This is a genomic window from Streptomyces sp. NBC_01717, assembly GCF_036248255.1.
In the GTDB taxonomy this organism is placed as follows: Bacteria; Actinomycetota; Actinomycetes; order Streptomycetales; family Streptomycetaceae; genus Streptomyces.
Genome location: NZ_CP109179.1, coordinates 637,356 through 656,491, shown reverse-complemented (window position 1 = coordinate 656,491; position 19,136 = coordinate 637,356). Strand labels below are relative to the sequence as shown.

Genomic DNA, 19,136 nt, shown 5'->3' with positions numbered 1-19,136 from the left:
GTCGCGCAAGGGGAATCGTTTCACCCATATGTCGCATTCAGCGCCTTGCCTGGTGGGGCTAAATCGGCTGTGCGCCCGCCTGGCGGCCTGGGAGTACCTTCGGTATAGCGTCATACCGGCTGCGCTGAGATAGGCCGTTTAAGGTGCCGTTCTGTGAGTCGCTTTTCTACCATGAAGTGAGCTTTTTCCGGTTCCTGACCTGTCTCGCTGAAGGTGGACCAGTCTCGGTCCATGTGAATCATCCAGGTGTTCCCATCAGCCAAGGTTGGCCATCTGCCGCTCTGTCTCGCTCTTTCTGACCCGCCACCGCGCTTGGCTCCCTACCGTCGCTGTACGGGGTCAGCACCGAGTGCAGGTGGCTGACGGACGCGGAGGACTTCTGTCAGGAGTACGTTGATGTCCGGGGAGAGCTGCGCCGAGGGCCGCTCAAGATAATGTGGCCTGCCGCTTCGAGATGGCCGAGCAGGTGCGTGGTTTTCCGCCGCACTTGGGATAGCGCAACTTCCCTGGCTGGTACTCGGCAGCGACTGGCCGCGGATATCGGTTACGAATCGTGGGTCGAGTTGGGACATCTGATGCGGCTCGACTCCGATCTGGAGGTTGCCGCGCTGGCTTCGCAGCCGCTGCCTCTGTCGTGGCGGGACGGCTGGCAGGGCGGCCGGATCTGTCACACGCCGAACAATTCCGTACGCCGGGATGGCGTGGTCGTGATGCTGGACGTGGGTCCGGACGATCGCATCGGATCGGAGGATGCCCTGAAGTTCGCGGTCCCGGCGGAGGCGTGCGCCCGTGTCGGGTCGATGAGCTCCCAGAAGAGACCAATGTCCACAGTCGGCCTGTGCCAGGTGCCTCTGACGACGCATGGTCCACGGACTATGTTCAAGAGGTGGAGAATCCGGAGATCATCATCAAACTCACCCCAGATGAGGCGCTGGTCTTGTCGGACTGGCTGGAGCAGGTGCAGATGACGGGCCTCAGCCGTCACATCGACGATTCCGCAGTCTGGGCACCCCTGCATCGCATAGCCGGAACGCTTGACAAGTCGCTGCCGGGGATCTTTGCAGCGGACTACGCCGAACGTCTGGAAGCGGCCCGCCGCAGGCTTCGTCCAGCCCCGGACGACAGCGCCAGTGACGATGAGGATGCGGACGCATGAAACCTCTCTCAGAGGTGACCGAACGCGAATACTTCGCCAGCGTCGGCCAGCGCCCAGGCATGTTCGTCGGGAAAACCTCCTTCCACATGCTGACCGCGTTCCTGACCGGTTACGACCAGCACGCCCTCCGGCACGAAGGACAGGGGCTCGCCGGCTGGCACGAGTGGCTCGTCGCCAGCCGTGGACACGACTGCAACCACGCCTGGCCCGGCCAGGTTCTCCACATCGCCCTCCCAAGCGGCTGGGACGACATCTGGAACCTTCCGCCCGATGACGAGCAGCGTGCGATCAAGGTCCTGTTCGAACTCCTCGACGACTTCGCTGCCGAGCGCGAGGCCGCCCAGGGCCCGCAGATGCCAGATTGACTGAGACACCAGGTCGCACCCTGTCTCACTCAAACCGATCCACTGCTGGGCACGGCCGCGACGTATCCACTTTCAACGGGCATCCTCGGAGGTATCCGGTGTCCTTGACCAGCTGATCACTAGGGCCTGTGTCGGAAGTGCTCTAGGTTGGCTGACGTGAGTGCGCGGGGGCGGAGTTACAGATATGTCGGACCGGTCGAGCTGAAGACTGCGGTCCGTCCTGGTGGCGGCGGGTGCAGGATCAGCTCGGCGGCTGACTTCGACAGCTGGATCGCTGAGCGATCGGCGGCGGAGCTGGCCGAACCGTTCACCTTCGTGGTCGGTATGGACGGTGTGCTTCGACTGGCGCCGCGACGAAGCGAGCACGTGGCCTGTGCCGGCGGAGACATGGTTCTGAGTGCCGGCGAGATCAGCTTCACCCGTGAGGCAGATCAGTGGGTCGTGAGTGAGGTCACCAACCAGTCCACCGGATACTGCCCGGACATCGCCTCCTGGTCGGAAGTCGCCCGTGCTCTGGACGACGTGGAGCTCGTGCGGCCCTCCGGCTTCACCCACGAGGTGGTGTTCCGGCGGTGCCCCGACTGCCAGGAACACAACATCGTGCGCGAGGACGACTTCGTCTGCGTCTTCTGCGGCAGCGATCTGCCTACGGCGTGGAACGTGGATCCCACCGCGTGACGGCCGAGGGTCACAGCCACTCGTTGATGGCAGCGACAAGGACGGTCGCCTCGTAGCGGACCGCGAGCTTGATGCCCCTATGGATGTCAAGCAGCGGCTCTGACAGGTCCTGCCTGGTCAGCCGGAGGCTTCGATGGGACGAGAAGTCGGTAGATCTCTCGTGCGACGTAGCGTTTGAGGCAGCGGATGATCTCGCGGCGCGTCTTCCCCTCGGCCAGACGTCGTTGCAGGTAATCGCGGGTGCGGTCGTCCCAGCGCAAACGGCTCAGGACGATCCGGTAGAGGGCGGCGTTCGCCTGGCGATCGCCGCCTCGGTTCAGTCTGCGGCGCTGTGTCTTCCCAGAGGAAGCCTCGACCGGGCTGGTGCCGCATAGAGCTGCGAAGGATGCCTCGCTGACGAGCCGCTCAGGGTTGTCGCCAGCCGAGACGAGAAGGGCGGCGGCGCTGTCCGGCCCGACGCCACGAACTTCCAGCAGGCCGGGCGTGCTGGCCTCGACGGCCTCGGCTATCCACTTTTGGAGATCGTCGATCTCCTCGGTCAGGTGCCGGATGCGGCGGGCCAGCAGCCTCAAGGTGTGACGAGCGGCCCCGGCCGGCCCGCTCGTGGGCTGGGTGTCGAGGTTGGCGCACAGCTTGAACAGCTGCGGGTTGCTCAGCCCGGCCAGTGACTCGCGGAGGGCGGAGTCAGCTGAGACCAGGACGCTCTTGAGCTGGTTGATAGCCTGAGTCCTGGACTTGATGGCGGACCCCTTCGCCAGCTTGAACAGCCGGAGCATCTCGACTGGACCATCGCCGGTCTTCGCCGCGGCGGTGGCTCGTCCAGTCAGCACTGCGCGGGCGGCGGCCTCGGCGTCGATGGCGTCGGTTTTGCCGTGCCGGCGTCGGGCGGCCTTGTCAGGCTGGTTGACCTCGGTCACCTCGATGCCCTCGGCGCGCAGGTGACGGGTCAGGGCGGCTCCGTATGAGCCGGTGCACTCGACCCCGGCCCGCCGCAGCACGCCGAACGACCTTGCCCAGTCGAGGAGTTGCCGATAGCCATCGGCGGTCGCGGGGAAGCTGCGACCGTCCAGGGCGGCGCCGAGCACGGTGATGACGGCTGCGGCGTGGACATCCTTGTGAGTGTCCACGCCGAGCAGGACGTCCTCGGCGTCCGCTGGAATGTGACATGGGGCGGTGGACTGCGTGATGCTGGTCAAGGTCGCCTGTCTCCTGATCGCCTCGGGAACCGGTGGCCGTCGCCGGGCCGGGGCGGTCAAGACTGTGACGGTGCCTGTTGCGAAGGCCCCTATCGGGACACATCCCCTGCCCGGCGGCAGCGAATACCGCCCCGAGCAGTGGCCGACAGATCAAACTCAAGGCACCAACGCCAGTCGTATCGCGAGTCAGACCACCGCCCGGAGCGGCACCTGAACATCCTCACAGTCATATCGCGTGGCAACGGCGCGGTATCTCTTGAGGCGGTTGATCCCGCACTCGACCGCGTGACGCTGCCGGTAGTCGGCCGGGTCGAAGTGCGGCGGTCGACCGCCACGGGATCCAAGCTTCTGGCGGTTGCGCGCCTGGTCGGCCTTGTCAGGGATGGTGCAGCGGATCCTGCGGCGGCGCAGGTAGGCGCGGTTCTTGCGGGAGGCGTACGCCTTGTCAGCCCGCACGCGATTGGGACGGACGCGCGGCCGGCCCGGCCCGATCCGGGGCACACGGACCTTTGCCAGCACGGGTTCGAACTGCGGCGAGTCCCCGCGTTGTCCTGCCGTGACCACGATCGACATGGGCTTTTGGCCCTGCTCGACGGCAAGGTGCAGCTTGGTGGTGAACCCGCCGCGCGAGCGTCCCAGCCCGTGATCACCGGGCTCGGTGAACACGCCACCCGGCGGTTCCTTCTGTAGCTCGCCCTGCCTGCGAGCCCCGGCAGCATGCTGGTGGGCGCGGCAGACCGTGGAGTCGACGCTCAGGTCCCACGTGATCGCACCCTTCGCGTCGGCCAGAGACTGGAGCCGGGTGAGGATCCGGTGCCAGGTGCCGTTCCGCTGCCATCGGCGAAACAGGTCGTAGATCCGTCCCCACGGTCCGTACTCGACGGGTACGTCCCGCCACGGCACACCGGTCCGGACCCGGAACCGTATGCCGTCGATCAGCTGCCGCCGAGGCCAGACGGGCGGCCGTCCCGACTTTGTCCCCTTCGGCAACAACGGCTCCAGCGCCGCCCACTGCTCGTCCGTGAGATCTCCCCGCCCCATGAACCGTGATCATTCATCGCTCAAGATCCACTTTCGACACACGGCCTAGACCGGCCGGGTTGCGAACCCCGCTCGGTGTTGCAACCGGCTTCCAGTCGGGTACGCCACCGTCGAGCCCACCCGGGCGCTTCGGGACGCAGCACTGGCGATGGGGCGGGGGAGTGGAATCCGTTTAGAGACTTCGAGTCACTCCAAGGCACAGAGAGGACCCGAAGGCATTCTTGATCGCATTCTGCATGCCTGGCTCACCTCCGTTGGCGCGGAGAGGACTTCTCGAGCAGATGCGTCATCAGCTGTCACTGCTCGGGCTGCTCTATGGGCGTCGGTTGGGGGGCGCCGGTTGGGAGAGCTGCGTGGCGGGCGCCCGGTTAGGACGAAATCCTTGTACTCGTCGTGCGCAATCGGGCCGTCGACCGAACAGTGACGGGCGGCACCAGTGCAGTCCTCGGCCGCTTTGAGTGCCGCGAGTGGATCACCAGCTGCCGTGACCAAGCGGCCGACTCTTTCTCGCACCCCCCTCTGTGGAGCGCGACTCGCTCCGAGGGGCCCTGATCAGCAAGCTAGTTTGCTAGTGGTGTGACCGCATAGGTTCGCCGGGTTGGCGCTCGTGGCGGTTGGATATGGCGAACGTCCGGTCCGACTGCTGGAGGTGCGGTGGCCGAGCCGGACGTGCGCAGACTGACCGACCAGGAAGGCCAACGGCTGCAGCAGATCGTGCGCCGGGGCACCGCGCCCACTGGGAATCCGGCCCACCGGCGGCAGCTGCTGGGCCGGACGGACCCGGCCCGACCGGGTGCCGGCGACCTACCACCGCACCCACGGCGTGCGGTACTTCCACGGCTGCTATTCGGTCGGCGACGACAACCTGTGGGGTGTCAACCGGCGCAAGAAGGGTGCCGGGAACACGCTGGCCGCGCTGAAATCGATTCGCGCCACCCGGCCCGACGGCGCCCCGATCTACGTGATCCTGGACAACCTGTCCGCCCACAAGGGCGCGACATCCGGCGCCGGGCGACGAAGAACAAGGTCGAGTTGTGCTTCACGACGACCTACGCCTCGTGGGCCAACCCCATCGAAGCCCACTTCGGACCGCTGAGGCAGTTCACCATCGCCAACTCGAACTACCCCAACCACACCGTGCAGACCCGGGCGTTGCACGCCTACCTGCGGTGGCGCAACGCCAACGCTCGCCACCGCGACGTCCTGGCCGCCGAGCGCAAGGAAGGCGCCCGCATCCGCTGAGAGAAAGGCATCCGCTGGGGCGGTCGGCCCCTCGCCACGGCGGTGTGACCGCCAGCGATATGTAGCCAGGGGCGGTCGCAGGACCCCTGGTGACCAGCCTGTACTCACGGTTGGTTGGCCATTTTGCTTAGCCGTAGCTGGCCAGTACGGTAGCGATTCGTCGCATGCTGGGCTGAGGCATGCTTCGTGGGGCGCAGCGGTCGGCTACTCGCCAGTGACGCCATCGATGGCCTCGCGGAGGAGATCCGCATGGCCGACGTGGCGGGCGTACTCCTCGATCACGTGCTCAAGGACGAACCGCACATCGGTGTCACCGAATTCCGGGTTCGGCACGATGCGCGCGAGGTCGACGGTCACCTTCGCGAATACCTGCCGCGACTCCTCGCACGCCTTGAGGTACTCCTCGTAGACGTCCCTGGCCGGCGTAGCGTCCGACTCGTCGTACCACTCGCCACCGTCAGCGGTGACGTAGGTCCGATAGGGGAAGAAGCTAGGCGTCGTGCCGGCCAACGTCCGCTGGAACCAGGCACGCTCAACCCCCTGCAGATGGCGCATGAGCCCCAGCAGGGTCAACGCCGACGACCGCACAGGACGTAGCCGCAGTTGTGCATCCGAGAGGCCCTCGCACTTCCACAAGAAGGTCGCTCGGTGGTAATCGAGATTCGAGGCGATCACTTCCAGCCACGGGCCCGATACTGCGCGCTCCGGCCGGACGATCTTCTGGACCACGATGTCGCTCACGCTGGAGTCTCCTTACCGGTCATCAAGCTTGGTCGAGTCCGTACGTGCCCACGATCCGAGGACTGGGCGGCGCCTCTACTGGCACCTCACGAGCACATCAGCCCAAGAAGACCTCTGTTCGTATCGGAACTCATCCGACGGGAGCGAAATCTTCGACCTCTGGCGGCTGCGCGGGTATGGGTTGAGCCTGCCGGAGCCTCTTGACCTCACGGATCAGGACATGCGGTCCGCAGCGCGGGCGCTGCAACCGCTTCTGAACGAGGTGCGGCCGGGATGGTTCAGCGTAGCCAACTGATCGCTTCAGGATGAGGTTCGTAGGCGCCGCAGGCATATGAGGCTGCAGGCCAGTTCGAGCAGGCCCTGGTGGAGATCGGCGCGTCGTTCGTAGCGGGTGCGGAGTCGTTTGAACTGGTACAGCCAGGCGAAGGCGCGCTCGACCACCCAGCGCACTTTGCCCAGTCCGGAGCCGTGGGCGACGCCGCGTCGGGCGATCATCGGCTTGATGCCTCGCTTCCACAGCAGGCGGCAGTACTTGTCGAAGTCGTAGCCCCGGTCCGCATACAGGCGCCGGGGCCTGCGACGAGGACGTCCCCGAAGTCCCGGGATCGATGGGACGGCGTCCAGCAGCGGCAGGAGCTGGGTGACATCGTGACGGTTCCCACCGGTGAGGGTGACGGCGAGCGGGGTTCCGTGGCGGTCGACAATCAGGTGGTGCTTCGAGCCGGGGCGGGCGCGGTCGACGGGTGACGGGCCGACGTGATCCCCCCTTTGAGAGCCCGGAGGTGCGACCCGTCTACGGAGCAGTCGTCCAGGTCCAGCAGGCCGGCGCGGCGCAGATCGACCAGCAGGGCCGTATACAGGCGTGGCCAGACGCCAGCCTCAGTCCAGTCCCGAAGCCGACGCCAGGCCGTCACCCCGGAGCACGACGCCAGGCCGTCACCCCGGAGCAGCCCACCGTCTCGGCGGGGACATCGCGCCACGCGACACCAGTTCGCAGCACGTACATGACGCCTGCGAGTGCCACTCGGTCGGGAACGCGCAGCCGCCCGGGGTGGCAACGCGCCGTTCGGGAGTGGGCGGCAGCAGCGGGGCCACCCGCTCCCACAAGTCGTCAGGAACAAGATCAGCACGCACCCCGGACACCTTGCTGAAACGATCAGTTAGGGCGTGCAGAGAATCAACATGCGTATTTGATCTCGCGTTGGACAGTTTCCGGGGTGAGGAAGGCCTCCACGTCTGCTGGTGTGCGGAACCTCGCGGTGGACGGCGGGATCGTATGGCCGTGCTCGGCCAGGAGAGGCTGCACCTCCTGCACGGCTCTGGACATGGTGCTGCGGGTGACGCCGAAGAGTGCGGCGAGGAGGTCCTGGGTGCCGATCTTGCGCTGGTGGAGGACGGTGGCGAGGATCCGGTCGGGTGCGGTGAGTGTGTCCTTGGCGCCGGCGCCCCGGGCCCGGAGCCGGTTGCCGCCGCGCTGCTGGTGCCGGAGACTCTCGCGCCTGTCCTCGAGGGCGGGGATCAGCGTGCGGGTCAGCTGGTCCAGCTGTGCGGCCGTCATGTCTGTCAGTTCCGGGTCGCGGAGCGAGGCGGGGCCGGGACGGGCTGAGGCCCGGGCTGGGACGGTGTCTGCCGGTTCGGCGGGGTCGGCTGCCCGGGGTGTCGGCTTTGCGTGGGCGGGGTTGAGGGTGTAGTTCCAGTCGCCGTGGAAGCGGTGGCGGTGCATCGGCAGGGCGTCGCTCTCGGTGTCGGAGACCTTGATTCCGGTTTCGTAGGCGCCGGTGTCCAGATGGGCCTCGACCCGTAGCCCGGTGCGGGTGGTGGTCGCGGCGATGCTGTTCACGATGACGTCGTGGCTGGTCAACGGTCTGCCGCGCCAGTTCATGCCGATATGGGAGAAGAGCCGGTGCTCGATCTTGTTCCACTTCGACGTGCCCGGAGGCATGTGGCAGACCGTGATCTCCAGTCCCGTCTCGGCGGCGAGCGCGGCGAGTTCGGTCTTCCAGGCGCGGGTGCGGTGGCCGTTGGAGCCGCCTGCGTAGGCGGTGATCAGAAGCCGGGTGGCGGCCGGGTAGTCGTGCCGACCGCGGGCCTGCCACCAACGCTGGATGGAGGCGACCGCGGACGCCGCGGTGTCGTGGTCCGTGCCGGCATTCACCCAGCCGGTGTTCGCGGCGATGTCGTAGATCCCGTACGGGATCGCCTTGGCCGGTCCCTGCCGGTCGAGGAAGTCGTGCGTCCTGACCTTCACCGGCTCGCCGGTCGGCCGCCACTCGCGTCCGGCGTTCTTGTACTCGCCGACCAGCTCCTTCTTCTTGGTGTCCACGCTGATCACCGGCTGTCCGGTGTCCATATGGGCCTTGGCCTGCTCGCTGATGTAGTGGAACTGGGTGTCGCGGTCCGGGTGTTGGGAGCCCTCGATGGTCTTGGCGTTGGCCTGCAGGCTGAAGCCTTCCTCCCGCAGCAGGTCACCCACCGTGTCGGCGCCGACCTTGTGCCCCAGGCGGGTGAGTTCCTCGGCCAGTTTCCTGGTCGACTTCGTCGTCCAGCGCAGCGGTGACATCGGATCCCCGCGCGAGTCAGGCTCAACCAGGGCGAGCAGGGCTGGCCGGAGTCTCGGGTCTATGTCGGCTGCTTTCTTGCGCCCGCCCCCGGGTCGGCGAACCCGTCCCAACGGTTGCGCCCCGGATTCCAGCTCGTCCACGCCCTTGCGGACCGTGGTCTCGCTGACCTGGGCCGCCTGCGCGACGGCCCGGATCCCGCCATGGCCCAGCAAACGGGCCTCGGTTGCCATCAGCAGACGCCGCTGCCGCTCGTCGAGGTGCGGGAACAACACCGCAAACTTCAGGGCGAGTTGGTCACGGATCGACTCGGAGATGCGCGTACCACATCAACGAGCCGCAGAGCGGGAAGCAACACGTTGATTCTCGGCACGCCCTTAATGGACCGGCAACGCACGAGGTACGCCATGCTGACCAGGTGGGACGAACGGAAGCTTGATGCCTACGCCGGATACATTCGACTACGTGCGGAAGTGCATCTATGCGGCGCGTCCAGGAACCGCGGATGGAGGGGCTGGTGGACGGAGCGCCCTTCCCAATCCCGGACGGACGCAGAGCAGAGCCGGTCGGGGGAAAGGGCGCTCAGCTTACGACCGCGGCAGCCGTGCGTTGAGCGAGTACAGCCGTGTGGTCTGCGTCGAGCGCTGGTTGTCGTCGCTGACCAGCAGCAGTCTCACCCGGCCGTCCCGGGTGTGTCCGGTGACGGTGACGGCCTCGATGTTGTCCAGCAGCGGGTTCGGCTGGGGCTGCTTGGCGGTTGCGCCGAGCGACGGGCAGCTTCCAATGTCAGCGAGCAGCGTCCGGTGGACCAGCCGCACTGCCTGCTGCCCGGCGGCCACTGTCTCGGTCCTGCTGACGTCTGTCGCGTGCCGCAGGTCGGCCAGGTACAGCCGTACGGTGTTGCCGACATTGGGGGTGTAGCCGCGTTCGAGGACCAGCAGTCGACCGTCACCGGTGGAGGTGATGTCGGAGATGTCGAGGCCGGGGTCATTCTGGAAGGTGTACTGCGGGCCGAGGCGGAAGCGGTCGGAGCGTCCGGTGCGCTGCCAGGTCTGGAACCGCCGGATGTCGGTGCCGTCGCCTTCGAGGGAGCCTTCCATGGAGGCGACGAGGGTGTGGTCGCCGGGCAGCAGCGCCATCCCCTCGAACGTCAGGTTGTGTGTGGCCCGGCCGGCTGGTGCCACTTTGAGCGCGTCCGGCACCGGCAGCCTGTCGATGAGCCGTCCGGAGCGGGTGAAGCGGTTGATGGACGGCTGGGTCTCGTCGGTGATCAGCCATGTGCCGTCACGGTCGACGGCGATCGCCTCGGAATCCACGCGGGCGCCGTCCGGGTACCTCAGCGGGAGCACCGAGACCGGCTGCTTGCTGTGCACGTCGAGGGTGAACAGATACGAGTTGTCGGCCACGGCCAGGAGTTGGTCGTTGGAGTCGTAGGTCAGCCCTGACAGTTCGGCGACGGGGACACCGTCCAGCGTGGTCTTGTCGAGGTGGTCGGAGAAACCATCGATGTCCACCCACCGAGAGCACGCGTGGCCCGCGCCATACGGGGTGTCATGGGAGTTATGGGCGGTGCTGGTGGCTTGGGCGGAGGGGGTGGTGACGGTCAGCGAGGCGACCGCCGTCAACAGTGATGCAGCAAGGGGGAGCAGACGCACAGACCGATCCTTTTAATTCCGTTGTGAGGCAGTTGAGTTGCGGACATTCTGGTCTACGCGCGTCGATTGGTGTGTCGCAAGCGCGAAAAAACTTTTGTTGAATGTTCCAGATCGGTCCCCATCGGATGAACGGGGCAACGAGCCCCCAGCCCGGGCAGACCACTGCTTCGGAGCCGGTGGGGCTCATGCCCGGTATGAGGCCCACGGGGCCTGCTGGCCCCCGGGGCCTGGCCCCACCCGGGGAGTTGCCGTGACGGGGTGCCGGTTCCTGCCCGACTGCGACGCGGCCCGGGACCGGCACCCCGACGCGCCCTGGGGACCGGAGTGTTCCAGGTGTACTCGTACAGACCGAGGGCTACGCCAGCGCGCTCCTCAGCACGAACACACGACTCCTCGATATCCCCGACGACGGAGCGGAGACGGCCGCGGCCCGGGTCGAACGTTCCCAGGTAATCCGGGAGCGGGGACACCGGTGTTTGCCCCTCGTCGAGGAGTCGGTGCTGTACTTCCAGCTCGGCAACGCCGAGTCGGCCGACGCCCAGCTCGGGCACCTGCTGTCCGTCGGGGCGCTACCCGCGGTGTCCCTGGGCATCATCCCGATGGCGACGAGGGAGCGGGCGCTCTGGCCGCAAGAGACCTTCCATGTTCTGCGGGCACGGCGTGCTCTTGATCACCCATCGCATAGCGCCCCTATCTTGCGTGGTTCGCGCCAGCCGGCGACGGCGCCCGGTTCACAGTCCTTCCGCACGCCGTAGAACACGCGGACGCAGGCTCGGCCCGCAAGGTGGCTGAGGAACCGGCGGCACGGATGTGCACGGCCCGTGGCAGCAGGCACTCGGCCTCTTCGGCTCACCACCGCGCCGGTCTGCGGCCTGACGGCAAAGGTTCAGCGCGCTTCGGGCAACTCTCCTGTCCCGCCAGCTGAGCTGGCACCTGGCAGCGTCGGGCGGTGCGGATTCTTGTGAGGTCGTATTACCGATATCCTGCGGTGTCTACGACGTCAAATAGCGGGCGCCGAAATCTGGAGGCACCACCCCATGCTGATTGCTCAACGTCCCTCGTTGACCGAAGAGGTCGTGGACGAGTTCCGCTCCCGGTTCGCCATTGAGCCGCTGGAGCCGGGCTTCGGCTACACCCTAGGCAACTCTCTCCGCCGTACGCTCCTCTCCTCGATTCCCGGCGCCGCTGTCACCAGCGTCCGGATCGACGGTGTCCTGCACGAGTTCACCACCGTGCCGGGCGTCAAGGAGGACGTCACCGACCTCATACTCAATATCAAGCAGTTGGACCTCTCCTCGGAGCACGACGAGCCGGTCGTGATGTACCTGCGCAAGCTGGGTCCCGGTCTGGTGACCGCTGCTGACGTCGTCCCGCCGGCCGGTGTCGAGGTCCACAACCCGGACCTGGTCCTGGCCACACTGAACAGCAAGGGCAAGCTGGAGATGGAGCTGACCGTCGAGCGCGGTCGCGGTTACGTCTCCGCCGTCCAGAACAAGCAGGCGGGCCAGGAGATCGGCCGTATCCCGGTCGACTCCATCTACTCGCCGGTGCTCAAGGTCACGTACAAGGTCGAGGCGACCCGTGTCGAGCAGCGCACCGACTTCGACAAGCTGATCGTCGACGTCGAGACCAAGCAGGCCATGCGTCCCCGTGACGCCATGGCGTCGGCCGGTAAGACCCTGGTCGAGCTGTTCGGTCTGGCGCGCGAGCTCAACATCGATGCCGAGGGCATCGACATGGGCCCGTCCCCGACGGACACCGCGCTCGCCGCCGATCTGGCGCTGCCGATCGAGGAGCTCGAGCTCACGGTCCGTTCGTACAACTGCCTCAAGCGCGTGGGTGTCCACACGGTGGGTGAGCTCGCGGCCCACTCTGAGGCCGACCTCCTCGACATCCGCAACTTCGGTGCGAAGTCGATCGACGAGGTCAAGGAGAAGCTGGCCAGTATGGGCATGAGCCTCAAGGACAGCCCGCCCGGATTCGACCCGATCGCCGCCGCTTTCGGTGACACGGACGCGAGCTTCATCGAGACCGAACAGTACTGAACGCTGCGCCGGGTCGCGCGGAGCCGGGGTCGCCTCCCAGACCGCACGGCCAGTTAGGCGAGCGGCCAGATTACGGCAGCTCAAATGACCTGCCAGCCACTCCCGTTGTTGTGCGGCGACCAGTACGGGAGCCCCTGGAGTCGCGCTCGGAAACCGGTGGTCGTCGAGTCCGGGCAGCTGTCGGCGAAAGGTCGTGCGGCGTAGCCGCTCGCCAATGTCGCCGGCCCACTGCTGGTCGGTGTTCTGTCCGGGCCCGGGTGCTGCTCGGGGCCGGGGTCCACTCGATGATGGTGGTCCCGTTGCTCGCCCGCACCGTGGTACTGGGTCTGGTCTGCTTCCACCGGGGGGCAGTGCCCGGATGCGTACGAGGACAACGATCTGGCACTCGCCGTCCAACTGGCCGCACGTACCGCAGTGTGCCTGGACAACACCCGGCTCTACGGCCGTGAACGCTCGGCCGGGCACCTCCTCCAGCTCAGGTTGCGCCCGCCCGAGGTACCAGTGCACACCGCAGTGGAGACCGCTCACAGCTACGTGCCCTCGGGTCCCGGCGGCAACTGGGTCGACGTCATCGCGCTGTCCGGCGCAGGCGTCGCTCTGGTCGCCGGCGACACGCCCGGCCGGGCAATCCGCGCCGCGGCAGCCATGGGCGAACTGCGGGCCGCCATCGGCGCCCTGGCCTCTTTGGACCTGCCCCCGACGAACTGCTCGAGCGCCTGCACGAACTCGTCACCCGCTCGGCAGCCGTGAACCCGGGGAGACGGCCCCGACAGCCGAACCGTGGGCACGATCTGCCTGTACCTGGTCTACGACCCGACGACGCGGCAGTGCAGCATGACCCGGGCGGCCACCCGCCCCCGGTAATCGCCCTCCCCGACGGCACTGTGCAGCTCGCCGACATCCCTCAGGGGCCGCCACTGGGACACAGCTTCCCCGTTCACGCCGTAGTCACTGGAGAGCCGGATGACCGGGAAACCGTCATGTCCGGTTCGGCGGGAGGCCGCGCGGAACAGGACTCGCCCCACGGCAAGCACCTCACCGCGCGGCCGACTCAACCGCCTGGCTCCACCAGTTCAAGCGACTCAGAATCCGCTACGAGATACGCGCCGACCTTCACCTGGGTCTACTCCAACTCGCGTGCAGCATCATCTGCTTGAGACGACTCCTAACCTCATTCTGAAACCATCAGTTACAAACAGCCACTGACAGCGCTTCAGAAGTGCCACGCCCGCGGGCCGACGCCACGGCCTCGAAATCTAGCCTCACGGGCGTGAACTCGAGACAGGAAGTCGCCGTATTCACGGGTGAAGGCTCCTGCCTCCGCCCGGGTAGCCGGAAAAGAGGCGACCACTTCCTGGCACCCGCCTGAACCAGTTCACCCTTCCCTCCACTGGGGGCGTTCGCGCCCCCACGGCCGCCCCTGGAGGAGCGCCTGATGAGTTTGATCAACGGCCTGCCCGCGCACGTGTTGCTGGTCCATGCCGTCGTTGTCCTGGTCCCGCTCAGCGCGCTGACGCTCGTGATATGCGCGCTGTGGCCACAGGCCGCCCGGCGGCTCGGACTGGCGCTGCCGCTACTCGCCCTGGTCACGCTGGCGACCGTACCGCTGGCCACCCAGGCCGGGGAGTGGCTGGAGCGACACGTGGACAGCGACCCGCTGGTGCGGCGGCACGCCGAGCTGGGCGACGGAATGCTGCCCTGGGCGCTGGGCCTGTTCGTGCTGGCGGCCGGCGTGTGGTGGATCTCCCGCCGTACGGGCGCGCCGCAGTCGCGGGAGCTTTCCGGGGCTCGGTCGGGAGCGCGGTCCGGGTCGGTCCTTCACGTCGCCGCGGCCATCCTGTCTGTGGTGGTGGCCGCGGGCGCGGTCGTCGACGTGTACCGGATCGGCGACTCGGGCGCGAAGGCAGCCTGGCACGACGCGTACTCCAAGACCGCCACGAAACCGAGCGACGGAGACTGACCGACGAAACCGGCCGGCCCGCACCGGCCAGCCAACCCACCACGGCCGGCGTGGTGGCGAGCTCCAGCAGCTCGATGCGGCGCGGCCTCCGCCTCCAACCGCAGTTGCCGAAGCCCGAGTTCGTTTTGATCCCCACCGAGGCCCCATCCGAGGTGCCCACCCAGATCGCTATCGATCTCGGGAAGACTGGCATCCCAGGCGGATTGATCGGATACGAGTACCGGCCGCTGAGCGAGCCGTGTACTTCGGAGGGATCGGTGAGCGGGGGATGGTCGCCATCGCGACAAGGGGCCTGTTCGGACGCATCGCCGTCGACGTGGCCAGTGGTCACATCGTGCAAATTCCCAAGTTGGAGGCAGCGAACGACCTGGCACGTGAACAGAGACCTCGACTCCTTCAGCCGATGCGTCGCGGCCGTGATCGCATGCTTCCCGTTCTATGCGGAGAGCGACGCGGAGAGGTGCGAGGAGGTGGCGGAAGAGCTGCGCGATCTCGTCTCCAACATCGACGAGACCGCTCTCGTGCACAACGGGTTCTGGGAGACCTTCTGCGACGACGTGTGATTCGGGGACTATGAGGACTGGAATGTGTGATCCGGGACCGTCCCCGGTTTCGATCAGCCATCCAGACTCAGACCCGTGGCAGCGATACAGCCCTCGACGAGGTCAGGGCAGTACTGGATCTTCTTGAGCCGACGTTTCACGGCTCTGGTGATCTCACCAAGGTCCGCGGCAGCCAGGCCTCACTGCGATCGACGGCGACATCGAGGTCGACCGGTTGGGCGGCCCCGCGGAGATCAGCACCGCAAGGGACGACATCCGTCTCACCGGGGCCGTGCGCGGCACGGTCGTGCTCCGCACCCAGTCCGGCAACATTTCGGTCGACGCCGCCGGCGTCTCGGCCGCCCTGGACGCCGGCACCGACTACGGCCGCGTCAGCAACTCCCTCAAGAACGACGGCACCGCCGAACTCGACATCCGCGCCACCACCTCCCACGGCGATATCACCGCCCGCAGCCTCTCAAGGAGCTGAACCACAGGCAGAGTACATAATGGAATCGATTGCAGCGACGAAGGGCCCGGCCGATGGTCGGCCCTTCGTCTCCTTCGCTCCTGTGGCTACGGCACGCCGCCCGGTGGGGCGGGCGGCGTGGAACCGAGTGGTCAGGGGGCGGGGTGGCGAGGGTGTCGTCGATGACGACTTCGGGGTCGGGGTCACCGGCCGTGCGGACATTGCTCACGCGGTCGATGGCGGGGGCGAGGCTGTCGTAGACGCGGAGGGCGGTGGCCTTGCGGTCGTCGGTGATGCAACTCATCCAGCCGCAGTGCGCGTTGACGTCAAGTTCGGTGAGGTAGGCAACGAGTTCGGTGCCGGCCAGGCGATACGGATAAGTCCGCGGTTGCGGCGGGCCCCTTCGGCCGGGCGGATCTTGTGGTTGCGCAGCGCCCAGGGGCGAGTGTTCTTCCAGAGCCCGAGGACCAGGTCCATGCTGCAGATACCCGCGGCCTTCTTCAGACGGGCATCGTGCGCGGGCGGGGACTGGGTGTCGGCTCCGCACGCGGTGAGCGTGAGGGTCCGAGCAGGGCGAGGGTGAGCGTGGTTCGGGCGCGCATGTGGGCAGAGGCCTCCGTCTCGGCTGGTGTGGACTCTCGGCAGTCGGTATCTGGGCGCGGAGAAGCTGGCCATAGATGCCGGTGGATCAAGGGGGTGTACGGGCGTGATCGCTGGAGCGCCAGCAACGGGGACCTGGTCCGGCCCCCGGGTGGGGGTGTGGAAGGCTGAGCGGTGCCCGGGGTGGGCGGCTGGCGTATGGCGCTGGTGACGGAACGACCGCCCCGGGCATTTGCGTGTCAGGCCTGGTCGTCGTTGCGGTGGCGCTTGGGCGGGGCATCGGACACGAACCGGGTCTCGCCGGGGTCCTTCGGGAAGCGAAAGCGGGGGACCAGTGCATCCAACACCGTTCGGGATGCGCCCAGCACGCGGCAGTGGGTCCAGGACTCACCTATGTGCACTGGCTAGGAACGGTTGGGGGACGTGGATGTCGGGGCGGTTCTGGACGGGCATGGGTTGGACGTTGTTGTGGACGTGGACGAAGGATGAGGAGCGCAGGTTGAGGCCGCGCAGAGCGAGGGTGGAGGCGGCGGCCTAGTACTCCAGCCGGACTTCTCCATTACCGCTGGTCAACGGCTTGAGTGTGGGGATTGTAGCGGGGTGGGTTGGGTGCGGGGCGGTCTTGGCAGACCGTCCCGCGAACGGGTGGCCGCGCCGCATGTAGTGACTGCGGGCCGAGCAGTCCATAGGCGTGATCAGTGATGTGCCCAGGCGTGCCTGGGACCATGAACTCGAGAATCTATTCCTGCGGGCCGGAGCCTGCTTCGCCCGGATAGAACCACGACGCCGGATGCGCGATTACGTGCGCGGGCTGCTGGGCCCGGTAGGCCGCAAGAACAGCTGGCAGCTTGCTGAGTACGCCGGCCATGCCACCCCGGACGGACTCCAGCACTTGCTGTCCCACAGCCGGTGGGACGCCGACCGTCTCCGCGATGACCTGCAGTCCTATGCAGCAGAGCAACTCGGCTCATCAGAGGGTGTGTTGATCATCGACGACACCGGCTTCGTCAAGAAGGGCACCACCTCGGCCGGGGTGCAACGGCAATATTCCGGGACCGCGGGCCGGACCGAGAACTGCCAGATCGGTGTCTTCGCCGCCTACGCCACCACACGCGGGCACGCCCTGGTCGACCGCGAGCTCTATCTACCCAAGTCCTGGGCCGAAGACCGGGAGCGCTGCCGAGCGGCCAGGATCCCCGACGAGCGTGACTTCACCACCAAGAACGACCTCGCCCGCGCCATGATCCTGCGGGCCCTTCACTCCCCGCTCGCCTTCTCCTGGGTCACCGCAGATTCCGCCTACGGCCAGGACTCCCGCTTCCGTCGTTTCCTGGAAGACGCTGGTCTGTCCTACGTCGTCGCGGTCCCCAAGTCGCAGCAGGTCCACGGCCCCCGCATCGACCACCTCATCGGCCAGGCCCCGCCCGAGGCATGGCAACGCCTGTCCTGCGGCAACGGCGCCAAGGGGCCACGGCTCTACGACTGGGCGGCGGCCCGGCTGCCCGCCGTCTGGGAGTTCGACGGCGACGAGCCCACTCGGCAACGCTGGATGCTCGCCCGCCGCAGCATCGCCAGGCCCGACGAGGTGGCCTACTACCTGGCCAGTGCCCCGCTGGGCGCCACCGTCGCCGACCTGACTCGCATCGCGGGCTGCCGCTGGAAGGTCGAAGAATGCTTCCAGAGTGCGAAGAACGAATGCGGCCTGGACCAGTACGAAGTCCGCCGCTACGTCGGCTGGTTCCGGCACATCACACTCGTCATGCTCGCGCACATCTTCCTCGCGGCGATGGCCGTTCAGGAACGCGAAAAAGGGGTGACGCGGCCGACACACCCGACCTCGTGGACCTCACCCCGGCAGAAATCCGTCGTCTGCTGGCAGTTGAACCCCGCCGTCCTGAACGACGCGATCACGCAATGAGCTGGTCGCACTGGAGACGCCGCCACCAAGCACGCGCCCGACACTGTCACTACATGCGGCGCGGCCACCCGTTCGCGGGACGGTCCACCAAGACCGCCCCGCACCCAAACCCACCCCGCTACAATCCCCACACTCAAGCCGTTGACCAGCGGTAATGGAGAAGTCCGGCTGGAGTACTAGGTGAGAGCGGCGAGGCCGGTGGCGAGGGTGCGGTCGGTGGCGGGGGAGTCGGACTGGGGAAGAGGCAGTGTTCCCACCATGCGCTATTCGGGGATGGGCGTGACTTCTCTGCAAGGACATCCAGCGCTGTGTGCATTACGCACCCGATCTGGAAGCCGGTGGATGCAATGGACAGTTCGGATCTGGTGGCGCAGCCCGGTATGGTGCGAAGGCCGTATCTGCGGCATCCCGGTAGGGACGCCGGGACATCCGGGTAACGAGCTGCCACATGGTGCGTTCCTCGGACAGTTGCTGGGGCAGTACCAGTCCGAGCGCGTCGGCCAGCGGTTTGCGGCCCAAGTTCACCATGGCCCGCACCGGAGCGGCCCACTCGTCGGTGGCGTACACAGCGGAGCGGTACCACAACGGAATGAGCGCACACAGCGCGATGGCGGTGACGACCAGCAGGGGCCGCTCGGCGGCGGTTGACGTCAGGGCCAGAAGGGCAAGCGCCGCCACCACCCCGTGCCCATACAGCAACGCTGCGGGCGTCGGTCGGCCGCACAGGTGTCTGCTGGGACAATGCGATGGCTGAATCATTTATCGGCGCCCTCAAAAACGAACTCGTGCACCGAACCACGTTCCCAACACGCGCACACGCCCACCGGGCTATCGTCCGCTACATCGAGATGTTCTACAATCGAAAGCGCCTCCACTCCGGACTTGGCTACAAGTCTCCCGCAGAAGTCCACGCCGAGTACGAAGAGTTGCAGGCAGCGGCATAGGAAGAAGTCCGAGAAGCGCAGGGCCC

15 protein-coding genes and 7 pseudogenes are annotated in these 19,136 nt (G+C 67.0%); 13 read left to right on the top strand and 9 right to left on the bottom strand.

What is annotated here, in order from left to right; genetic code table 11:
* Positions 1-886 precede the first annotated feature (886 nt).
* From OHB49_RS44735 to OHB49_RS44725, 3 genes are all read left to right on the top strand, one after another.
* Complete coding sequence (locus OHB49_RS44735; RefSeq protein ID WP_329167363.1) at positions 887-1,156, top strand: hypothetical protein; 270 nt, start codon at positions 887-889, stop codon at positions 1,154-1,156.
* On the top strand, positions 1,153-1,521 hold the full coding sequence (locus tag OHB49_RS44730; protein WP_329167362.1) for a hypothetical protein: 369 nt from the start codon (positions 1,153-1,155) through the stop codon (positions 1,519-1,521). Before OHB49_RS44735 ends, OHB49_RS44730 begins: the two co-directional genes overlap by 4 nt.
* Before the next feature lie 156 nt (positions 1,522-1,677).
* The gene (locus OHB49_RS44725) at positions 1,678-2,199 is read left to right on the top strand and encodes a hypothetical protein (protein WP_319741530.1); all 522 of its coding nucleotides are present in this window, start codon (positions 1,678-1,680) and stop codon (positions 2,197-2,199) included.
* 86 nt (positions 2,200-2,285) lie between these two features.
* Here the strand turns inward: OHB49_RS44725 and OHB49_RS44720 are convergent, their stop codons facing one another.
* Positions 2,286-3,395 carry an IS110 family transposase gene (locus tag OHB49_RS44720; RefSeq protein ID WP_443079734.1) on the bottom strand — a complete coding sequence of 370 codons (1,110 nt, stop codon included), beginning with the start codon at positions 3,393-3,395 and terminating at the stop codon, positions 2,286-2,288.
* A 186-nt stretch (positions 3,396-3,581) separates the two neighbouring features.
* Positions 3,582-4,436 carry an IS5 family transposase gene (locus OHB49_RS44715; RefSeq protein WP_329167361.1) on the bottom strand — a complete coding sequence of 285 codons (855 nt, stop codon included), beginning with the start codon at positions 4,434-4,436 and terminating at the stop codon, positions 3,582-3,584.
* Positions 4,437-5,169: 733 nt separating this feature from the next.
* Between OHB49_RS44715 and OHB49_RS44710 the strand changes: the two are divergent.
* Positions 5,170-5,678: pseudogene (locus OHB49_RS44710) on the top strand (transposase); the annotation flags it as partial.
* A gap of 204 nt (positions 5,679-5,882) precedes the next feature.
* Here the strand turns inward: OHB49_RS44710 and OHB49_RS44705 are convergent.
* The 4 genes and pseudogenes from OHB49_RS44705 to OHB49_RS44690 all read right to left on the bottom strand — a co-directional run bounded on the left by OHB49_RS44705 (position 5,883) and on the right by OHB49_RS44690 (position 10,632).
* Positions 5,883-6,419: a DinB family protein gene (locus tag OHB49_RS44705; RefSeq protein ID WP_329167359.1), complete on the bottom strand. Its 537-nt coding sequence runs from the start codon at positions 6,417-6,419 to the stop codon at positions 5,883-5,885.
* 300 nt (positions 6,420-6,719) lie between these two features.
* Positions 6,720-7,553 (bottom strand): annotated as a pseudogene (locus OHB49_RS44700) (IS5 family transposase).
* A 43-nt stretch (positions 7,554-7,596) separates the two neighbouring features.
* Positions 7,597-9,294, bottom strand: a complete 1,698-nt coding sequence (locus OHB49_RS44695; protein ID WP_443079745.1) for an ISAzo13 family transposase — start codon at positions 9,292-9,294, stop codon at positions 7,597-7,599.
* A gap of 270 nt (positions 9,295-9,564) precedes the next feature.
* Complete coding sequence (locus OHB49_RS44690) at positions 9,565-10,632, bottom strand: esterase-like activity of phytase family protein (protein WP_329167358.1); 1,068 nt, start codon at positions 10,630-10,632, stop codon at positions 9,565-9,567.
* Positions 10,633-10,958: 326 nt separating this feature from the next.
* Between OHB49_RS44690 and OHB49_RS44685 the strand changes: the two are divergent.
* From OHB49_RS44685 to OHB49_RS44675, 3 genes and pseudogenes are all read left to right on the top strand, one after another.
* Positions 10,959-11,333: pseudogene (locus OHB49_RS44685) on the top strand (Scr1 family TA system antitoxin-like transcriptional regulator); the annotation flags it as partial.
* 336 nt (positions 11,334-11,669) lie between these two features.
* Positions 11,670-12,677, top strand: coding sequence for a DNA-directed RNA polymerase subunit alpha (locus OHB49_RS44680; protein ID WP_329167357.1), 1,008 nt, complete (start codon positions 11,670-11,672; stop codon positions 12,675-12,677).
* Between the two features lie 414 nt (positions 12,678-13,091).
* The gene (locus tag OHB49_RS44675; RefSeq protein ID WP_329167356.1) at positions 13,092-13,427 is read left to right on the top strand and encodes a hypothetical protein; all 336 of its coding nucleotides are present in this window, start codon (positions 13,092-13,094) and stop codon (positions 13,425-13,427) included.
* A gap of 56 nt (positions 13,428-13,483) precedes the next feature.
* On the opposite strand, the gene OHB49_RS44670 is transcribed toward OHB49_RS44675, so the two are convergent.
* Entirely contained in the window at positions 13,484-13,702 is a 219-nt protein-coding gene (locus OHB49_RS44670) for a hypothetical protein (protein ID WP_329167355.1), read from the bottom strand.
* Positions 13,703-13,734: 32 nt separating this feature from the next.
* Between OHB49_RS44670 and OHB49_RS44665 the strand changes: the two are divergent.
* The 3 genes and pseudogenes from OHB49_RS44665 to OHB49_RS44655 all read left to right on the top strand — a co-directional run.
* A pseudogene (locus OHB49_RS44665) lies at positions 13,735-13,857 on the top strand (IS5/IS1182 family transposase); the annotation flags it as partial.
* A gap of 255 nt (positions 13,858-14,112) precedes the next feature.
* Complete coding sequence (locus tag OHB49_RS44660) at positions 14,113-14,637, top strand: DUF2231 domain-containing protein (RefSeq protein WP_329167353.1); 525 nt, start codon at positions 14,113-14,115, stop codon at positions 14,635-14,637.
* Positions 14,638-15,011: 374 nt separating this feature from the next.
* Complete coding sequence (locus OHB49_RS44655) at positions 15,012-15,200, top strand: hypothetical protein (protein WP_329167352.1); 189 nt, start codon at positions 15,012-15,014, stop codon at positions 15,198-15,200.
* Between the two features lie 53 nt (positions 15,201-15,253).
* Here the strand turns inward: OHB49_RS44655 and OHB49_RS46115 are convergent.
* Positions 15,254-15,376: pseudogene (locus tag OHB49_RS46115) on the bottom strand (IS630 family transposase); the annotation flags it as partial.
* 2 nt (positions 15,377-15,378) lie between these two features.
* Between OHB49_RS46115 and OHB49_RS44650 the strand changes: the two are divergent.
* Both OHB49_RS44650 and OHB49_RS44645 read left to right on the top strand, forming a co-directional pair.
* A pseudogene (locus tag OHB49_RS44650) lies at positions 15,379-15,669 on the top strand (DUF4097 family beta strand repeat-containing protein); the annotation flags it as partial.
* A gap of 1,282 nt (positions 15,670-16,951) precedes the next feature.
* Positions 16,952-18,166, top strand: a complete 1,215-nt coding sequence (locus OHB49_RS44645; RefSeq protein WP_329167473.1) for an IS701 family transposase — start codon at positions 16,952-16,954, stop codon at positions 18,164-18,166.
* A 315-nt stretch (positions 18,167-18,481) separates the two neighbouring features.
* Here the strand turns inward: OHB49_RS44645 and OHB49_RS44640 are convergent, their stop codons facing one another.
* Entirely contained in the window at positions 18,482-18,847 is a 366-nt protein-coding gene (locus tag OHB49_RS44640) for a hypothetical protein (protein WP_329167489.1), read from the bottom strand.
* 26 nt (positions 18,848-18,873) lie between these two features.
* Between OHB49_RS44640 and OHB49_RS44635 the strand changes: the two are divergent.
* Positions 18,874-19,110, top strand: a pseudogene (locus OHB49_RS44635) (integrase core domain-containing protein); the annotation flags it as partial.
* Between the last annotated feature and the right edge of the window lie 26 nt (positions 19,111-19,136).